The 18,083-nt window shown below is 64.0% G+C and carries 18 protein-coding genes and 1 pseudogene; 10 read left to right on the top strand and 9 right to left on the bottom strand.

What is annotated here, in order from left to right; translation table 11 throughout:
* Positions 1-57: 57 nt before the first annotated feature.
* The gene (locus PMI04_RS04960; RefSeq protein WP_007712890.1) at positions 58-1,818 is read right to left on the bottom strand and encodes a fatty acyl-AMP ligase; all 1,761 of its coding nucleotides are present in this window, start codon (positions 1,816-1,818) and stop codon (positions 58-60) included.
* A 163-nt stretch (positions 1,819-1,981) separates the two neighbouring features.
* Between PMI04_RS04960 and PMI04_RS04955 the strand changes: the two genes are divergently transcribed.
* From PMI04_RS04955 to PMI04_RS21265, 4 genes and pseudogenes are all read left to right on the top strand, one after another.
* The gene (locus tag PMI04_RS04955) at positions 1,982-2,506 is read left to right on the top strand and encodes a regulatory protein RecX (RefSeq protein WP_007712889.1); all 525 of its coding nucleotides are present in this window, start codon (positions 1,982-1,984) and stop codon (positions 2,504-2,506) included.
* Positions 2,507-2,551: 45 nt separating this feature from the next.
* Complete coding sequence (locus PMI04_RS04950; RefSeq protein WP_007712887.1) at positions 2,552-3,088, top strand: DUF192 domain-containing protein; 537 nt, start codon at positions 2,552-2,554, stop codon at positions 3,086-3,088.
* Between the two features lie 50 nt (positions 3,089-3,138).
* Positions 3,139-3,537, top strand: coding sequence for an NADH:ubiquinone oxidoreductase subunit NDUFA12 (locus PMI04_RS04945; protein ID WP_007712886.1), 399 nt, complete (start codon positions 3,139-3,141; stop codon positions 3,535-3,537).
* Positions 3,516-3,950: pseudogene (locus PMI04_RS21265) on the top strand (DUF2155 domain-containing protein); the annotation flags it as partial. The gene PMI04_RS04945 and the pseudogene PMI04_RS21265, both read left to right, overlap by 22 nt.
* A gap of 35 nt (positions 3,951-3,985) precedes the next feature.
* Here the strand turns inward: PMI04_RS21265 and aat are convergent.
* Positions 3,986-4,738 (bottom strand): leucyl/phenylalanyl-tRNA--protein transferase, encoded by a 753-nt coding sequence (aat, locus tag PMI04_RS04935; RefSeq protein WP_007712885.1) that lies wholly within the window; start codon positions 4,736-4,738, stop codon positions 3,986-3,988.
* An 80-nt stretch (positions 4,739-4,818) separates the two neighbouring features.
* Here aat and PMI04_RS04930 point away from each other — a divergent pair, with 80 nt between their 5' ends.
* The gene (locus tag PMI04_RS04930) at positions 4,819-6,108 is read left to right on the top strand and encodes a dipeptidase (protein WP_007712884.1); all 1,290 of its coding nucleotides are present in this window, start codon (positions 4,819-4,821) and stop codon (positions 6,106-6,108) included.
* On the opposite strand, the gene PMI04_RS04925 is transcribed toward PMI04_RS04930, so the two are convergent.
* Positions 6,101-7,138, bottom strand: coding sequence for an LD-carboxypeptidase (locus PMI04_RS04925; RefSeq protein WP_007712883.1), 1,038 nt, complete (start codon positions 7,136-7,138; stop codon positions 6,101-6,103). The two genes, PMI04_RS04930 and PMI04_RS04925, sit on opposite strands and share 8 nt — an antisense overlap.
* A complete protein-coding gene (locus PMI04_RS04920) occupies positions 7,135-7,581 on the bottom strand; it encodes a cupin domain-containing protein (RefSeq protein ID WP_007712881.1) in 447 nt (148 codons plus the stop codon). Before PMI04_RS04920 ends, PMI04_RS04925 begins: the two co-directional genes overlap by 4 nt.
* Positions 7,582-7,633: 52 nt before the next feature.
* On the opposite strand from PMI04_RS04920, the gene dapE reads away from it, so the two are divergent.
* Entirely contained in the window at positions 7,634-8,776 is a 1,143-nt protein-coding gene (gene dapE, locus PMI04_RS04915) for a succinyl-diaminopimelate desuccinylase (protein ID WP_007712879.1), read from the top strand.
* A gap of 536 nt (positions 8,777-9,312) precedes the next feature.
* Positions 9,313-9,747 carry a DUF6678 family protein gene (locus tag PMI04_RS04910; RefSeq protein WP_037486909.1) on the top strand — a complete coding sequence of 145 codons (435 nt, stop codon included), beginning with the start codon at positions 9,313-9,315 and terminating at the stop codon, positions 9,745-9,747.
* A 125-nt stretch (positions 9,748-9,872) separates the two neighbouring features.
* Here the strand turns inward: PMI04_RS04910 and PMI04_RS04905 are convergent, their stop codons facing one another.
* The 5 genes from PMI04_RS04905 to secB all read right to left on the bottom strand — a co-directional run bounded on the left by PMI04_RS04905 (position 9,873) and on the right by secB (position 15,338).
* Positions 9,873-11,111 carry a cation:dicarboxylase symporter family transporter gene (locus tag PMI04_RS04905; protein WP_007712877.1) on the bottom strand — a complete coding sequence of 413 codons (1,239 nt, stop codon included), beginning with the start codon at positions 11,109-11,111 and terminating at the stop codon, positions 9,873-9,875.
* Between the two features lie 136 nt (positions 11,112-11,247).
* Positions 11,248-11,892, bottom strand: a complete 645-nt coding sequence (locus PMI04_RS04900; RefSeq protein WP_007712875.1) for a DUF4136 domain-containing protein — start codon at positions 11,890-11,892, stop codon at positions 11,248-11,250.
* Positions 11,893-12,111: 219 nt separating this feature from the next.
* Positions 12,112-13,116: a tryptophan--tRNA ligase gene (trpS, locus tag PMI04_RS04895; protein ID WP_007712865.1), complete on the bottom strand. Its 1,005-nt coding sequence runs from the start codon at positions 13,114-13,116 to the stop codon at positions 12,112-12,114.
* Positions 13,117-13,137: 21 nt separating this feature from the next.
* Complete coding sequence (murJ, locus tag PMI04_RS04890; RefSeq protein ID WP_007712863.1) at positions 13,138-14,712, bottom strand: murein biosynthesis integral membrane protein MurJ; 1,575 nt, start codon at positions 14,710-14,712, stop codon at positions 13,138-13,140.
* 122 nt (positions 14,713-14,834) lie between these two features.
* On the bottom strand, positions 14,835-15,338 hold the full coding sequence (gene secB, locus PMI04_RS04885; protein WP_007712861.1) for a protein-export chaperone SecB: 504 nt from the start codon (positions 15,336-15,338) through the stop codon (positions 14,835-14,837).
* A gap of 208 nt (positions 15,339-15,546) precedes the next feature.
* Between secB and PMI04_RS04880 the strand changes: the two genes are divergently transcribed.
* From PMI04_RS04880 to PMI04_RS04870, 3 genes are read left to right on the top strand one after another with little or no spacing between them, the layout of a single operon-like run.
* Positions 15,547-16,203, top strand: a complete 657-nt coding sequence (locus tag PMI04_RS04880) for a Tim44/TimA family putative adaptor protein (protein WP_037486906.1) — start codon at positions 15,547-15,549, stop codon at positions 16,201-16,203.
* Complete coding sequence (locus PMI04_RS04875) at positions 16,200-17,459, top strand: murein transglycosylase A (RefSeq protein ID WP_007712857.1); 1,260 nt, start codon at positions 16,200-16,202, stop codon at positions 17,457-17,459. Before PMI04_RS04880 ends, PMI04_RS04875 begins: the two co-directional genes overlap by 4 nt.
* A gap of 6 nt (positions 17,460-17,465) precedes the next feature.
* A complete protein-coding gene (locus tag PMI04_RS04870) occupies positions 17,466-17,999 on the top strand; it encodes a Smr/MutS family protein (RefSeq protein ID WP_007712855.1) in 534 nt (177 codons plus the stop codon).
* Positions 18,000-18,083: the final 84 nt, after the last annotated feature.

Genomic DNA, 18,083 nt, shown 5'->3' with positions numbered 1-18,083 from the left:
AATACCCACATGCCCGCATTAGCAGGCAATGGTTATCAATCGGTATGCGCGTGCCCGTCAGGCCGCGATGTCATAGGGGCGGATTTCGCCGGTCAGATAGAGGTTGCGGGCCTTGGACCGGCTGAGCTTGCCCGAACTGGTGCGCGGCAGCGTACGCGGCGGCACCAGTTCGACGACGCAGTTCATGCCCGTGATTGCCCGCACGCGCTCCCGAATCTGGTCACGCAGGCGCGAGCGCTCCTCATTGTCCGAGGTCCGACAATGGACCAGAACGGCCGGCGCTTCCTCACCACCAGGGGTTGTGATCGCGAACGCCGCGATATCGCCCTGCTTGAAGCCCGGCAACTGCTCCACCGCCCATTCGATGTCCTGCGGCCAGTGATTCTTGCCGTTGATGATGATCATGTCCTTGGCACGGCCGACAATATAGAGATAGCCGTCGCTAAGATATCCCATGTCGCCGGTATCGAGCCAGCCATCGACCATGCACGCCTCGGTCGCTTCGGGATCGCGGAAATAGCCGACCATCAGCGACGGGCCGGTGGTCCACACCTTGCCGATCTGACGCTCGTCCATCAAACCACCATCTTCGTCGCGTATCTCGACGACCATGTCCTTGGCCGGCTTGCCGCAATTGACGATGGAACGGAAGCGCTGCGGCCGGCCTTCGGTCGCATCGCCGCCCGACAGCGCCGTTTCCTCGACCAGTTCAACGATGATCCCTTCGCCCGGGGGCATGATCGTGACGGCCAGCGTCGCTTCGGCCAGGCCATAGCTCGGCAAAAAGGCCTTGGGTGAGAAACCGGCATCGGCGAAGGCGTCAACGAAGCTTTGCATGACATCGGGTCGAATCATGTCCGCGCCATTACCGGCAAGGCGCCAGCGCGACAGATCGAAACGGTCCGCAGCCTTGGTCTGGCTCGACATGCGCCGGGCGCAGATGTCATAGCCGAAGGTCGGCGAATAGCTGATCGAAGTGCCGGTGTTGCGGCTGATAAGGTCCAGCCAGGCCAGCGGACGGCGAGCAAAATCCTCGGTCTTCATATAGTCGGTCGACACCTGATTGGCGACGACCGACAGGAAGCAACCGACCAGACCCATGTCATGATACCAGGGCAGCCAGCTGATGCAGCGATCGCTGTCCTGCACTTCCATGCCATGGCTGTGCGCCGACAGATTAGACAGCAGTGCATGGTGCGTCACCGCGACGCCATGGGGAAAGCGGGTCGAACCGCTCGAATATTGCAGATAGGCGATTTCCTCGCCCTTGGCCTGCGGCAGGTCGGCGGGCAACGCCTCCCGAGCGATAAAATCCTCAAAGGCAAGGCTGTCGACAGCGCGTTGCCGGCCCGATTCGCCTGCCATCTCCTCCAGTTCCTTGGGGAACAGGAACAACATCGGGTCGCAGCTCGACAGCTGAACGTTGAGCTGATCGATATAACTTTCCTTGCCACCAAAACTGGTCGGCAAGGGCAGCGGTACCGGCCAGGCGCCGGCATAGACAATGCCGAAGAAAAGCATCGCGAAGTCGGCACCCGTTTCTGCAACGAGCGCAACACGATCTTCGGGCTTCACACCGTGGGCGATCAGACGATAGGCACAGGCGATGGCATCGTCACGCAACTCGCTGAACGGATAGGCCCGTGCCAGATTGCCGCGCGCGTCGTGAAAATTCAGGCCACGTTTGCCCAGCGCCGCATAATCCAGTGCTTCGCCCAGCGTCTCGAAATCCGAGAAACGGCGGAGAAGATCGTCGGTCGTCGGCGTAGGTGCCATCATGTTTTGCGAACCCGTCATATTGGTGTCACCCAATGTCATATCTGTCATATTCCGGCGGCCGCTATCATTTTTGAAGCAGACTTGCACCGGATAGTTTCAATCCAGCCTGTGCTTCTAGCGCATAAGGCACGGTAAAATTCCGGCCCGACTGTGGCATAAAGATGGCGATTAGCGCATGATGGTCCAGGATGCACCATCGGTCATGACCAATAAACGCCCCGTCCCGCCCTTGGATGAAGACGCCCTGCGCGACTTGGCACTGCGCTATGTCGGCCGTTTCGCGACCAGTCGCGGCAAATTACAGGCCTATCTGTCGCGCAAGCTGCGCGAGCGGGGCTGGGATGCCCCCTCCCCTGCCGATATCGAAGCATTGGTCGATCGCTTCGCCGAGCTGGGCTATGTGGACGATAGCAGCTTTGCGCTGATGAAAAGCGCAGCGCTTGGTCGACGCGGCTATGGCGCCAGGCGCATTACCGAAACGCTACGGGCCGCCGGCATTGACGAAAGCGACCGTGCTACAGCCGACGCACAAGCGCATTCCGACCGCTGGGCAGCGGCAGACCGGTTTGCCCGACGCAAGCGAATCGGGCCTTATGCGACACAGCCACTGGATCCCAAACAGCGCGACAAGGCGATCGCCGCTTTTCTACGCGCCGGCCACGACTATGCGCTTGCCCGCCGTTGGATCGATTCAGCTCCCGGCGATTGGCCCGAAGCGGAAGATTGAGCTTTCCCCCTCCCCTCGCGGCCCAAATCCCATTAGGCGATTGCCATGACCATCGCTCGCCTTCCCTTCGCCCTGCTTCCGTTATTGGCCGCCTGCTCTGCCAGCCCCGGCAACGACAATAGCAACGACACCCCGGCCCTCGTCGCCCAGACGGCGCTGCTGCCGCTCGTCATTCACACCGCCAAGGGACCGCGCCACTTCAGCGTCGAAGTCGCCCGCACCGAGGCGGAGCAGGAACAGGGCCTGATGTTCCGCAAGACGCTTGATGCCGACGGCGGCATGCTGTTCCCCATGGCGCCGCCGCGCACCGCCAGCTTCTGGATGAAGAACACGATCATCCCACTGGACATCATATTCGTCCATACCGACGGCACGATCGCCTTCATCGGGGCCAATGCGGTACCCTATTCGCGCGAACCCGTGTCGGCCGGCGTGCCGGTCGCGGCCGTGCTGGAACTGCGCGGCGGACGCACTGCGGAGTTGGGTATCGAAACGGGCGACCAACTGGCCTGGGGCACATGCGCTGCCGCCGATGGCAAGAGCGCAGTCGATCTCAATTTCTGCCCCGCACCAGCCCGATAGCGCCATATCTTCCTTGCCCACGCCCGCACCAGCGGCTAAGCGCATCGACCATGGGTATCCTGGCTAACATCTTCACCTGGTGGAATGGCGCCACCTTTGGCACCTGGCTCTTTACGGCCCGCAAGGGCACGAAAGTGGGCGAGGACCATCAGGGCAATGTCTATTATGAAGGCGGCGTCGATCCAAACGGCCTGACGCGCCGCTGGGTGATGTACAAGGGTGCCAATGATTCGAGTCGCGTCCCGGCCGAATGGCATGGCTGGCTGCATCACTCGATCGAGGGTGCGCCCGAAAGCTTCCTGCCCCCGCCGCGCATCTGGGAAAAGGAATTCACCCCCAACGCGACCGGCACGGCCAACGCCTATCGCCCTTCGGGCGCGCTCGAAAAGGGCGGCCAGCGCCAGAAGGCAACCGGCGATTACGAGGCATGGAGCCCCGACGCGGCATGATTCGGCGTCCGGCGGGGGGATTCCCGCCGATCCTGATTGGCGCGCCACTTCTGTGTTGCGTGCTGCTGGCTGGCTGCGGCCGAAACGACGCACCAGAAGCCAATCAGAGCGGCCCGGTAAAAATCGAGGGTCAACCGATCCGTGACGGCAGCGCAACTGGATTGCCGGGCACGCCTATGGCCAAGCGCACCGCAGTCATCGGCTTGCTCAACAAGCGCAACGGCCTGACTCGCGACCTGACGATGAAGCCGGGAGAAGCGTTGCGCGTCGGCGACGCCATCGTACGGCTGCAGGCCTGCGAAACCACGGCACCATGGGAAAATGTGCAGGAAACCGGTGCCTTCATACAGCTGGACGTTCGCAGCAGCGCAGATGGCAAATGGCGCCGCAATTTTTCCGGCTGGCTATTCCGCGAGCGGCCTGAGCGCAATGTCGTGCAGCACCCGATCTATGACGTCTGGGTCAAGAGTTGCACAATGGAATGGCCGGAAACCGGCCCCGATACCGTAAAGTTGGGCGACAAGGGCGAAGCAGCTGTACGGGCGGCTCCCGAAAGCGGCGCAAACGCCAACTCGGCCGCCACGCCGGAACCGGCAGCCAATACACCCTCTCCCGCCCCCAATGGCACACCATCGACGGCAACGCCCAGCAATTGAAGATAATCGCGCTGGGCGATTTCCACGGCGCCCAGGGTAGACAAATGGTCGGTCATGAACTGGCAATCGAGCAGCGTGAAGCCGCCGAAGCGCATCCGTGCCACCAGCCAGGCCAGCGCCACCTTTGAAGCATCGGTGCGGCGCGATACCATTGATTCGCCGAAAAAGGCTCTGCCCAGGGCAACCCCATAGAGGCCTCCGACCAGTTCTTCCCCGTCCCAGCACTCGATCGAATGGGCAAAGCCGATCTCGTGCAGATGGCGATAGGCGCGCTCGATCGGGCCGTTGATCCAGGTCGACGGGCGATCCGAAGCGGATTCCGCACATAGCGCAACGATATCAGAAAAGGCGCGATTGGCGGTGATGCGAAACCGATTTTGCCGGATCGTCTTTGACAGCGAACGTGACAGGTGAAAGCCATCGAGCGGCAGGATCGCGCGACGCTTGGGCTCGACCCAATAGACATCCTCCGCCTGCCGATCATCGGACATGGGAAATACGCCGATGGCATAGGCCTGGAGCAACAGCAGCGGATCGATCGTCATCGTTTCAAGGGTCTAGCCAATGTCCCATGCCCCCGCCAGCCCGCATTGACTTGGTTGATCGTCCGCCTAGTCTCCTCGCCATGACATCCTTCCGCTTCGCGGCGCTGCCGCTGCTTCTCGCCACCGTCGCCCTCTCCCCCGCGCAGGCCCAGACCGATCCCTATGCGGCGCGGATCGCGAAGGTCCTCAAGGCCACGCCGCTGATCGACGGCCATAATGACTGGCCGGAAGCGATGGCCGACAAGGCCAAGGATGCGCGCTGGACGATGCCGCTCGATCGGCTGGATCCCAAGATCTTCAACACCGACATCACCCGTTTGCGCGCCGGTCAGTTGGGCGGGCAATTCTGGTCGGTCTGGGTATCGGCCGACCTGCCCGAACTGCAGCAGGTCAAGGATACGATCGAGCAGATCGAACTGGTGCACAGCCTGGCGCGCCGCTATCCGCAGGACTTCGCGCTCGCGACCACCGCCGCGCAGGTCCGCGCAGCCCATAAAGCCGGGCGGATCGCGTCGATGATCGGGGTCGAGGGCGGCGGCCAGATCGACGAAAGCCTGGCGGTGCTGCGCGCCTATCATGAACTGGGCGCGGGCTATCTGACGCTGACCCACAGCAAGACCATCGCCTGGGCCGACAGCGCCACCGACAATCCGCAGCATGACGGGCTGACCCCATTTGGCGAGGCGGTGGTGCATGAACTTAATCGCCTCGGCATGCTGGTCGACCTGTCCCATGTCAGCGAGGGCGTGATGCTGGACGCGCTGAAGGTGACCAAGGCGCCGGTGATCTTCTCCCACTCCAGCGCCCGCGCTTTGTGCAACACATCGCGCAACGTGTCGGATGCGGTACTGAAGCAGGTGGCGGCCAATGGCGGCGTCGTCATGGTCAATTTCGCCCCCCAATATATTTCCGAGGCGCGCCGGGTGTGGGGATCGAACCGCAGCGGCGAGATTGCCCGCTATAATGCCCCGCCCTTTGGCGGCCTGTATATCGGCGATCCCGAAGCCGCGAAGAAAGCGCTGGCGGAATGGGAGAAGGCCAATCCCGAACCGGTCGTCACCCTGTCGATGGTCGCTGACCATATCGACCATATCGCCAAGGTTGCGGGCGTCGACCATGTCGGCATCGGCAGCGATTTCGACGGCGTCGGGTCGTTGCCGCAGGGCCTGAGCGGCGTCGACACCTACCCCGCCCTGCTGGCCGAACTGATGCGCCGGGGCTGGAGCGACGCCGATATCGCCAAGTTGGCTGGCGAGAATGTGCTGCGCGTCATGGCGGCGGCGGAAAAGGTCGCCGACGGCATGAAAGCCGAACCGGCTGGGAGCGGCACCGTCGCTTCGCTCGACGGCGCCAAAGCTGCGGTTAACTGACAGCGGACTCCAGCAAGCGGATCGTCCCGGCGTCTGCGTCGATTTCGGCACGGACGCCGACCGGCAGGCTGAACTGGTTGGCGATATGCCCGAACAGCGCGCCCTGAAAGGCAGGAATGCCAAGCGGGGTGAGATGCTGCTGCAGCACTTCCGACAGGGTGAAGCCGCCATAGGAGACATCGGCCGCGTTGCAGCTGGTGCATTGGCCAAAGACGAACCCGGCCAATTTCGGCAACACACCGGCGAGCGACAATTGGGTCAGCATCCGGTCGACGCGATATTCGGCCTCGTTCGTATCCTCCACGAACAGGATGGCCCCGTCGAAATCGGGTAGCCAGGGCGTACCCAGCAACGCGCACAGCACGGTGAGATTGCCGCCGAGCAGACGGCCGCTCGCCCGCCCCTTGCCAAAGGTGCGGATGCGGCCGCTGCGCTGGACCAGCCGGTCGTCGGTCCCGACCGGATTGGCATAGGTCGGCGTCGCCCCTTCAAAGGCCAGCGCATGGAAGGCGTTCCAGCTAAGCTTGCCCCAACTGCTCGCCGCATTGGGGCCGTGAATGGTGGTGAAGCCGGCCCGCGCCGCAAAGGCCAGATGCAGCGCGGTGATGTCGGAAAAGCCGGTCAGCAGCTTGGGATTGGCGCGGATCGTCTTGAAATCGAGATAGGGCAGCATGCGCGCGCAGCCCCAGCCGCCACGCACCGCGAACACCGCCTTCACCTCCGGATCGGCATACATGGCGTTGACGTCAGCTGCACGGTCGGCATCCTTGCCCGCCAGATAGCCATAGCGTTCGACCAGATGGGGCGCAGCCTTGGGCTTCAGCCCCATGGCGACGATGGTTTCCTTGACCAGATCGAGATCGAAGGCGTCATCGGTAAAGCCGGCCGGCTCGATCAGGCCGACCACATCTCCCTCGCGCAGGCGCGGCGGCCGGATCAGCCCGGCCGGTGCCGCTGCTGAAACCGAAGGAACGCCCATTGCGACTACAGCGCCACTTAAGCCGGCCAGCAACGCACGACGATCCATCATTCAAAATCGCTCCCATCCTTGTGACGATAGACCCCACCGGACAGGTGCAGATCGATATCGGGATAATGGCAATCACTGACAGAAGGACGGCCAAAGGCAAGGAACACGCAGTCCGTATCGCTTTCATTGAGCAGATGATGGCCATCGGCCACGCCCTTGGGGAAGGCCGCCATGTCGCCCGCCACCATCGGGGTGCGCCGCCCCTCCTCGACCAGCACAGCCTCGCCCGACAGCATGACGACAAATTCGTCCTCATCCTCATGCCAGTGGCGTTGCGAGGAGGCTGCGCCGGGTTTCAGCACGACTTGGCTGACGCCGAAATCGACGAGCCCCGTCGCGATCCCGAGCCGGCGATAATGGCGCCCGGCGACCGCCCGTGCATGGTCGCCCGGATAGCCGGTGGCATTGCTCTGCGGAATGGCGGCAAGATCGATCTTCGGCACTGCCCCCTCCTCTGCGCTGGCCAAGAAAGGCCGCTTTCGCTAACGCAGCCCGATGACCAAGACCAGCACCAATCATGACGCCCTGGCCCTGGCCGAGCGCCTGCTCGCCTGCCCTTCCGTCACCCCGGCCGTCGGCGATGTGTTCGCCGAGCTGGAAGCGATGCTAGTCCCGCTGGGTTTCACCGTCGACCGTTTCGTCAGCGGCGAGGCGCCGGATGGCCCGGTCGAAAATCTGCTGGCCTGGCGCACCACCGGCGCCGGGCCGCATTTCGCCTTTGCCGGCCATCTGGACGTCGTTCCGCCCGGCCATGGCTGGGCCAGCGATCCCTTCACCCCGGTGGTGCGCGGCGACCTGCTCTATGGCCGCGGCGCGGTCGACATGAAGGGCGCGATCGCCGCCTTCGTCGCCGCGCTGCACGAACTGCCCGATAACCTGCCCGGCACGATCAGCCTGATCATCACCGGCGACGAGGAAGGGCCGGCCACCTATGGCACGCTGGCGCTGATGGACCGGATGGTCGCCCATGGCTTGCACCCGGACATGTGCCTGGTCGGCGAACCCACATCCTCGGCCCGACTGGGCGACGTGGTGAAGATCGGCCGGCGCGGTTCGGTCAATATGTGGATCAAGGTGGCGGGCACGCAGGGCCATGTCGCCTATCCGCATCTGGCTGACAATCCGATCCCGGCGCTGGTCCGCATCCTGGCCAAGGTGGATGCCGAGGTGCTGGACACCGGCACCGACTGGTTCCAGCCCAGCAATATCGAGATCACCGACCTGGAGGTCGGCAACCCGGCGCATAATGTCATCCCGGCCGCGGCGACCGCGCGCATCTCGATCCGCTTCAACGACCAGCATAGCGGCGCGTCGCTGATTGATCGGATCAGCGCGATCGCGGCGAGCGAGGGCGGCACGGTGGAAGCCAAGATCAGCGGCGAGCCTTTCCTGACCCAGCCGGGCACGCTCTCTACCCTGATCGGCGACGCGATCCGCGAGGTGACGGGACTGGAAACCGAGCTGTCGACCACCGGCGGCACATCGGACGCGCGTTTCCTGTCGCGTATCTGCCCGGTCGCCGAATTCGGCCTCAACAATGCGACGATGCACAAGCTGGACGAGGCCGTCGCGGTCACCGACCTGCGCGACCTGACCCGCATCTATCGGCTGATCACGGAACGCGCGCTGCGCGGCTGAAGCCGGTTTACGACGCGACAGCGCGAAGTTCACAGTGTCGTGCGGCTGTTTTTGGCCATTTGCGCCGGTAACGCCCCTGCCACGCGCCCGCGACGCGACAGTGGCGCGACACGGACGCGACAATGGGGTCATGTCGACGCACCACGGAAGCGACAATGAAACGACAGTGAAGCGACAGCCACGCGCCACTGGCGCATCGGCCCATGCCGGATCAGGGGGTGCTGGCCTGTGCATCCAGCAGGATAGATCATGAAAGCCCGGCGTAGGACAGGCCGCCCGATTCATGATGGGTGGTTAAGCGATGCCCTATTTCCTCCCGTCATCCCCGCGGATGCGGGGATCCATCTCCCCAGCCTGGTGTGACATGCACGGTCAGGAGATGGGTTCCCGCTTTCGCGGGAATGACGAAAAGGGGTGGATTTCAGTCGGTCAGGTTTTGGAGAGGTGATCGGCGATAGCTGACGTTGCGTAACCAAACATCATTCGGCAACGATCGACCGGTTGCGAACGTTCGCAGGTCAGTGCAAGACCAACCTATGAGCATTCACACCCGTCAGGATTTAGACCGGCTAAGCCGGTTTACTCGCGAGCGGTTCAGCCACGCGCTTATGTCGGATACAAAATGGCGCAAGCTATTCGTAGCAGTTAACGAGTCAGGCTGGCAAGCGAGCTTGGTAGAGGTCAAGTTCGTTGACTCTGATGACGCGGAAACAAGATACATGAGATGGCCCGGATTAAATAATTCCTGGGCTCCGCCAGAGTGGATCGATACAGCAGAGTTTGGACCGATCGAGCTTCGATCTATTGAGTGGCTGGTGATCCCTACAGCTGTAGTGACGCATGGCCAAGCCGGACTTGCGCAGCCGGGAACTTTACAGAATTTCACAGCAATCGAGGCAGCGTTGAACCAAGTGGGAGAGTTTCCGCTAGAGCAGACGCAGAACGGTTTGAAAATCACCGGCTATTGCTGAAGCTCGATTGAAAACTACTTCCCCACTGCGGGGCATTCGACCTGCGACTTGCCATCCGAATGAGCGGCCGGTTCAGAGATGCACATCATCGCGACCCAATGGCCAAAAATGGTCGCTTCCCGCCCTCAATCCTTTGCTTGAGTCCCCCCCAAGCGGTCGATGATGCGGGTGACGCCCATGTCGGCGGTGACATTGCCGACGGTGCGGAAGATGTCGGGCACGGTTTCCACTGCAAGCAGCAGCGGCAGTGCCTCTACGGGCACGCCCATGGCGAGGCAGATCGGGCCGGTGGTGGTGAAGAAGGTGATCTGGCTGGGCAGGCCGACGGCCGCCAGGCTGACGATCGCGGCGACCGCCACGCCCATGGCGATCTGGAGCGGGCCGAGCGCCACGCCGTTCATCGCCGCCACATAGAGGGCGACGCCGAGATTGGCCGGCGGGCTGGTGATGCGGAACAGCGAAATGGCGAGCGGCAGGACGATCGATCGGGTGCTTTCACGTACTTCGAGCGGCCCGTCGCTGGCCGCGATCATCGCCGGCAGCGAGGCGATCGAGCTTTGCGTCGAAAAGGCGATGAGCTGGGCCGGCAAGGCCGCACGGGCGAAGCGGCCGGGCGCGATCCGGCCCAGCAGGATCACCAGCGGATAGACCAGCGCCGTCACCGCCAGGCAGATCAGCACGATGAAGCCGATATAATGGAGCAGCGCGCCCGCCGTCGCGAGGCCGGAGCGGCTGCCGGCGACCAGCGCCAGCGCGAAGACGCCGATCGGTGCGAGCCAGAGCACCCAGCCGACCACGACCAGCAGCGTATCGACGAGCGCGGCCAGGAAGCCGGTCAGGGCGATGCGCCGCTCCTCCGTCACGCGGGTCACGGCGAAACCGAAGACGAGGGCGAACAGGACGACCGCGACCACCTGCCCTTCGGCCGCGCTGTGGATCGGGTTGGCCGGGATGAAGCCGAGCAGCCATTCGGCCGACGGACGCACGCCGGGCACTTCGGTCACCGGACCGGCACCGGCGAGCGCACCAACCGCGCCGGCCGGAACCGGCCAGAGCTGGAGCAGCAGCGGACCGAGCAGCGCCGCCACGCCGGCCGAGCCGAGCAGCAGCAGGGCGAAGAGGATGAGGGTGCGCGCCGCCGTGCCGCTGGTCCGTGCGGTGGTCGCCGCAGAGGCGACACCGGTGACGAGCAGCGCGAAGATCAGCGGGATGAGCGGCATCTGAAGCCCGTTCAGCCAGGCCTTGCCGACCGGCTGGGCGATATCGACCACCGCCGCGTCGAGCGCGCCGCCAAATTCGGACAGGGCGATGCCCGCCACCAGCCCCGCGACCAGCGCGATCAATATCCGTATCGTCAACGACATGCCCGTCCCCCGCATCTTGACGGCATCGCTCCCCTGCCCGCCAGCCTAAGATGTTGCGGGCAAAAAGAAAGCCCGGCGATCAAAGCGATCGCCGGGCCAATTTGGTCTGGCTGGGAGCCGACCGTATCCTTGTCGCTCAGCCCTTCTTTTCGGGCGGCAGGGTGATCTTCACATCCTCGCCATTCTGGCCGGGGAAATTGGTGAACATGGCGTCGATCAGGTTCGGCACCAAATAGGTCAGCTTGTTGGACAGCGACTGGGCGCTGGCCTTGCCCTCGAACAGGCGCAGATTATCGGCCGCGCGATCGATCTTCAGGCTGAGGTCGCTGGTGTAGACGGTGTAGCTCGACACGTCATTGTAGAAGCCCGGGCCACCAAACAGCCAGGGATCATAATAGCCATAGCCCCAAGGGCGACCCCAGCGGCCATAGCCCCAGGGGCCATAGGGCGCCGCACCATAACCACCGGTCGAACGGACCCGCTCGCGCCCATTATCGACATCATAGGCGACACGGACGATCAGGTCGGCCTTGGCCGGATCGCTGGCGGCGACATAGCCGGTCTGCGCCAGACGCTCGCCAACCAGCTGGGCATAATGGGAAAATTCGAGACCGCCGGCGAGCTTGGGATCGTCGGCGACGATCGTGTAGCTCTGCCCTGCGGGCGCGGGAAGCTGCTGGAAACGGGCGACGTCCGCCTTGAAGGAGGTGGCGCAACCCGACAGGCCCAGCAATGCCAGCACGGGCGCTGCAAAAAGGCCGATCTTGCGGAAAGCTATCATGTTTTCACGTCCTGAATCAGGCACATGCCTGTCAACCATCTTTGCGCCCTGCGATAGCAAAACGCAACTGAACATCGCTTGAACGCACCAACCCGTCGATTGGACGCACGCCATGTCCGGTCCATCATGGGACGGCGCGATCCTGCCCGTTCCGTAGACCGCGCACAGGGCGAGCGCGCTTTACGCACGCCCTGTGACATTAGGGCATCAGTCAGGCATTCAGCGCATCAATCCCATGGCGTCATAGGCCGCGCGCAGGGTGGGTTCGGCCGCCGCAGCCGCCTTGGCCGCGCCCTTGTCCAGGATCGCGTCGAGCGCGGCATCATCGGTGCGCAGTTCCAGGAAGCGCTGGCGCATCGGCCGCAGCGTTTCGACCAGCAATTCGCCCAGCGCCGGCTTGAACGCGCCAAAGCCCTTGCCGGCAAATTCGGCGCAGACTGCATCGGGCGTACTGTTCGACAAGGTGGCATAGATGCCGACGAGGTTGTTCGCCTCCGGCCGCCCGGCCAGCCCCTCGGCCGTTTCGGGCAGCGGTTCCGGATCTGTCTTGGCCTTCTTCACCTTGGTCATGATCGCATCATCCTCATCAGTGAGGTTGATGCGGCTCATGTCCGAAGGATCGGACTTGGACATTTTCGCGGTGCCGTCACGCAACGACATGATGCGCGCCGATTCTTTGGGAATGATCGGATCGGGAATGGTGAAGAGTTCGACGCCGAAGTCGGTGTTGAACTTGGTGGCGATGTCGCGCGACAGTTCCAGATGCTGCTTCTGGTCCTCGCCCACGGGGACATGGGTCGCCTGATAGAGCAGGATGTCGGCCGCCTGCAGCACCGGATAGACGAACAGGCCGACCGAGGCGCCCTCGCGGTCCTTGCCCGCCTTGTCCTTGAACTGGGTCATGCGGTTGAGCCAGCCGATGCGGGCCGTGCCGTTCAGCAGCCAGGCGAGTTCGGCATGGGCCGGTACGCGCGCCTGGTTGAAGAGGACCGAGCGATCCGGGTCGATGCCCGAGGCGACCAGCGCGGCGGCCATGTCGCGGACATTGCGGATGCGCTGTTCGCGCCCTTCATGCACGGTGATCGAGTGCATGTCGGCGAGGAAGAAGAAGCATTGCGAATCCGCGTCCATTTCATCCTGCATCTTCACCCAGTTGCGGATCGCGCCGAGGTAGTTGCCAAGGTGCAGATTGCCGGTGGGCTGGATGCCGGAAAGGACGCGCATTACTCTAATCCATTCTGTTGGTTATGGGGTGCCTCGCCGCCGCAGCAGCGCCTTGAGGTCGGATAGCCGATAGGCGCCGGTGACGAAGCATGCCAGCCCGTACAGCGCGACGCCCGCGCCGACAAGCAGGGCAAGGCCGATATAGCGGCTGACCATCGTGCCCGACAGCATCGGATCGAGCAGATCCTCCCCCGCCCAGAGCGCAAGCCCCATGACGACCGCCGCCACGACAAGGCGCGGGATGCGGCGGCGCAGTTGAGCATCGGCGGTGAAATGGCCGCGCGCGACCAAGGTGCGATAGAGCATCGCGACATTGACGGTGGAGGAGAGCGCAGTGGCGAGCGGCGGGCCGATATGGCCGAGCGTCGGGATCATCGCGAGATTGCCGACGATGTTGATCGCGATCGACAGCATCGCATAGCGCACCGGTGTCCTGGTATCGCCGCGCGCATAATAGCCCGGGGTCAGCACCTTCACCAACACATAGCTGGGCAGGCCGATCGAGAAGGCGGACAGCGCCCAGCCGCAGCGCATCGCGTCCTCGGCGCTGAAGCGGCCATATTGGAACAGGCCGCGCACGATCGGTTCGGCCACGGTGATAAAGGCGACGGTCGCCGGCAGGGTCAGGAACAGGGCGAGTTCGATGCCCCGGTTCTGCGTCTCCATCGCGGCCTGATCCTCGCCCTTCGACAGCATCCGCGAGATGGTGGGCAGGAGGATGGTGCCCAGGCCGATACCGATCAGCCCCAGGGGAAGCTGGTTCAGCCGGTCGGCATAATAGATATAGGTGATCGAACCCGAGGCGAGCAGCCAGCCCGAGAGCGCGGTGGAGATCAGCAGGTTGATCTGCGAGGCGCCGGCGCCGGCAGCGGCCGGCACAATCAGGCGCAGCAGCTCGCGCACATCGGCGTCGAGGCGCGGGCGCTTGAGCGTCATCGAGACGCCGGCCCGCTTGCAGGCCCAGATCAGCCAGAGCAGCTGCAGCGCGCCGCCGACCGTGACCGACATCGCCTGCACCCGTGCGGTCTCATATTCGTCGGCGCCGTGGAAGAACCACAGGCCCGCAATCATCGCGACATTGAGCAGGATCGGCGCGGCGGCGTTGACCCAGAATTTGTCGAGCGAGTTCAATATGCCGCCCAGCAGGGAGGCGAGGCTGATCAGCGCCAGATAGGGAATGGTGATGCGCGACAGGGTGACGGCAAAGGCGAATTGATCTGGCGTCGGATTCTGGCGCGAGAAGCCGCCGGACAGCGCCCAGGTGATCGGCCAGGCGGCCGCCAGCAGGACGATCGTGAAGAGAATGAGGACCGGCAGCAGCACGGCCAGCGCCCGCTCGGCGAAATGATAGCCGTCGGCCATGCCGCCGGGGCCGGCCGCCTTCTTGTTGAAGAGCGGGATGAAGGCGGCGGAGAAGGCGCCCTCGGCAAAGAGGGCGCGGAACATGTTGGGCAGGCGGAAGGCGACGCCGTTGAACGCGTCCGAGGCGAAGCCGGCGCCGACATAACGAGCAGCAAGCGAATCGCGTACCAGCGCCAGCACCCGGCTAGCGAGCGTCAGCCCGCCGACCGAGCCAAGGGCCTTGGCCAGCTTCATGGCAATCTCCGTTCGGGCTGAGCGAAGTCGAAGCCCTGCCCTGAGCGTAGCGAAAGGGCTTCGCTACGCTCTGCCGCGCCCTTCGACAGGCTCAGGGCGAACGGATGGGTATTCATGAAGAATCAGGCGTGGCCGGCGGGTTCGCCTGCGGTCGCCTGCATCTGTTCGGCCTGCTGCAGATAGAGCGCGCCGAAGTCGATCGGGTCGAGCAGCAGCGGCGGGAAGCCACCGTCGCGGATCGCATCGGCCAGCACGCGGCGGGCGAACGGGAAGACGAGGCGCGGTGCTTCGGCCAGCATGAAGGGCTGGATCTGGTCTTCGGGCACATTGCGCATGCCGAACAGGGCGGCATAGACCAGTTCGACGGCAAAGGCGGTGCCCTGTGGCGCGACGGCCTTCACTTCGATCTTCAGCGCGATTTCCAGCACTTCGTCACCGACGCGGTCGGCGCCGATGTTGAACTGGACGTCGATCTGGGGCTGGTCCTGCCACTGATAGACGGCCGGCGCGTTCGGGTTCTCGAACGACAGGTCCTTCACATATTGGCTGATCAGCGCGATCTGCGGCGCGGTGTCGGCGCCATTGCCCGTCAGGGTGGTCTGGATGGTGTCGGCTTCGTCGGCCATTGTCCTAAATCCTTGCTGATCGTTCGTTGGCGGAAAGCAAACATGCCCCCCGGATGTCGATCCGCGCGCTTAGCAGCGGCAGCAGGCCAGAGCAATGGCGACCCAGCACCCAACGGCCCGAGGCGCCGGTGCAAGCCGATATTTGAAGTATCGTGCAAACATGCCTATGTTGAGGGAACATCATCCCGAACAAAGGGTATTTGCCTCCGTGTACGTGATCGTCATCCTCGCCATGATTGCCGGCTTCCTGGCACTGCGGCTCTATTCCGTCCTCGGAAAGCGGACGGGCCATGAGCAGGAGCCTGCGCCGCGTCCGGCAGAGGAACGCGCCAAGGTTGGTGTATTGCAGCCGCGGCCGATGCCAGAAATGACGGGCGATTCGGTGCGATTGGCTGACGGATTGATTACGCCGGCCGGCGAGAATGGCGTGCGCGCGCTGATCGCTGCCGACCGCAATTTCGACGTGCCCCAGTTCGTGGAAGGCGCGAAGAGCGCCTACAAGATGGTGCTGGAAGCCTTTTGGCGTGGTGATCGCGACGAACTCGCCTGGCTGTGCGATGCCGACGTGCTCGCATCGTTCGAGGAAGCGATCACCGCACGAGAGGCCGCAGGCGACGTGCTCGACAATCGCCTGGTCCGGATCGAGAAGGCACAGATCGTCGATGCCAGCGTCAGCGGGCGGATCGCCGAAGTCGCGCTGCGGTTCGAGGCGGACATCGCCGCCGTCACCCGCGACAAGGATGGCAATGTCATCGCCGGATCGCTGACCGATGCCGTCGGCACCAACGATATCTGGACCTTCACGCGCGACCTGCGCAGTGCAGATCCCAACTGGAAGCTCAGCGAAACCGACGAGGCGGCGTGAGCCTGCGTCATTCGGGGGGGGCGCTGCTCGCAGCGCTGATGCTGTCCGCCTGCGCAGGCGGCGTCATTCCGCCATCGGCCGGAGGTCCCGCGCGAAGCCGCCCGTCCACCGGTGAGGCGGCGCGTCCGGTTCCCGCGACACCACGGCCCACCCTGCCCCCCAAATTGCCGGTCGTCTCTCCATCAGGCGGCAGCACCGATCAGGGGAATGCGGCCGGCCTGGGCATTACCCCTGGCCCCGACATTGCCAGCCTGATTCCGTCGGGCGAGCGCGCACGGCTTGCATTGCAGGCTTTCCGTATTTCCTGTCCGACGCTGATGAAGCGCACCGACCAGAGCGGCCTGACCCGCGGGTCGGACTGGAACAGTGCCTGCGGCGCCGCGTCGAGCTGGCCCGAAGCATCGGCTGCCGAATTTTTCGCCCGCTATTTCGAGGCCGCCCAGGTCGGCGATGGCGCGGCCTTCGTCACGGGCTATTATGAGCCCGAAATTTCCGGATCGCGCACGAAACAGGCCGGCTATCAGGTGCCAATCTATCGCCGACCGGCCGAACTGATCGACGTCAATCTGGGCCTGTTCAGCGACAGCCTGAAGGGGCGAACGATCCGCGGCAAGGTGCAGGGCAGCAATTTCGTGCCGTTCGACGATCGATCGCAGATCGTGGGCGGATCGCTGGCCGGGCGCGGGCTGGAACTGGCCTGGGCCGCCGATCCGGTCGAATTCTTCTTCCTGCAGGTACAGGGCAGCGGCCGGCTGAATCTGCCTGACGGCAGCGTCATGCGGATCGGCTATGACGGGCAGAATGGCCGCGACTATACTGGCATCGGCAAGCTGATGAAGGATCGCGGCCTGATCCAGGCCGGATCGATGCAGGATATCATGCAATATCTGCGCGCTCACCCGACCGAGGGTGCGGCGATCATGAACGAGAATAAGAGCTTCGTCTTCTTCCGCGAACTGACCGGCTCCGGGCCGATCGGCGCGCTGGGGGTAGCAGTGACGGCAGAGGCGACGGTCGCCGCCGATCCCAAATATATCCCCTTGGGTGCCCCGGTCCTGCTCTCGCTCGACCGCGCCGAACCCAACGGCATATGGATCGCCCAGGATACCGGCGGCGCGATCAAGGGCGCCAACCGATTCGATAGCTTCTGGGGCGCAGGAGCCCGTGCACGGGGCATTGCCGGCGGCATGTCCGCTCGCGGCAGTGCCTTGATATTGCTACCGATTGGCTCCATCGCGCGCCTCACTCAGCCATGATGCGCCATGGCACGCCGGACCCTGACCTCTGACGAACAGGCGCTCTGGGGCGCACTGACCCGCACCGTCCGGCCGATCCGGCCGGGCCTGTCCCGCCCTGCCCTGCCGGCCGCGACGAATCGTCCGATTGCGGAAACAAGGTTAACGCCAGCGCCGCCGAAGCCCATGCCCGTGACAGTTCCGCGCAGCCCGGCAGCGGTGCTGGACAATGGCTGGGAGCGTCGAATCCGTAGCGGCAATATAGCCCCCGACATGGCCATAGACCTGCATGGCCACAGCCTGGCTTCGGCCCATAGCCGCCTTAACCAGGCGCTGGCGACGGCGTTCTCACGCGACGTTCGGGTGCTGCTGATTGTCACGGGCAAGCCGCCTAAAGCCAGCAGCGGCGGGGAAAAGGCGCGACGCGGCGCCATCCGTGGCGAAATCGGCCACTGGCTGGAAACCAGCCCCCATGCCGATCGCATCGCGAGCGTCCGGGTAGCGCACCCTCGCCATGGAGGCGATGGCGCCATCTATCTGATATTGCGGCGCAAAAAATAGCAGCTTTTACATACACACTGACATTTTCTTAACCACTGTCCTTCATAACCGACCGATCCAACGGCTCCCTTTTCCGGAGCATCG

Origin of the sequence: Sphingobium sp. AP49 (assembly GCF_000281715.2) — a bacterium.
Lineage (GTDB): Bacteria > Pseudomonadota > Alphaproteobacteria > Sphingomonadales > Sphingomonadaceae > Sphingobium.
The sequence above is the reverse complement of the archived record's forward strand: the minus strand, read 5'-3'. Positions and strand labels throughout refer to the sequence as shown.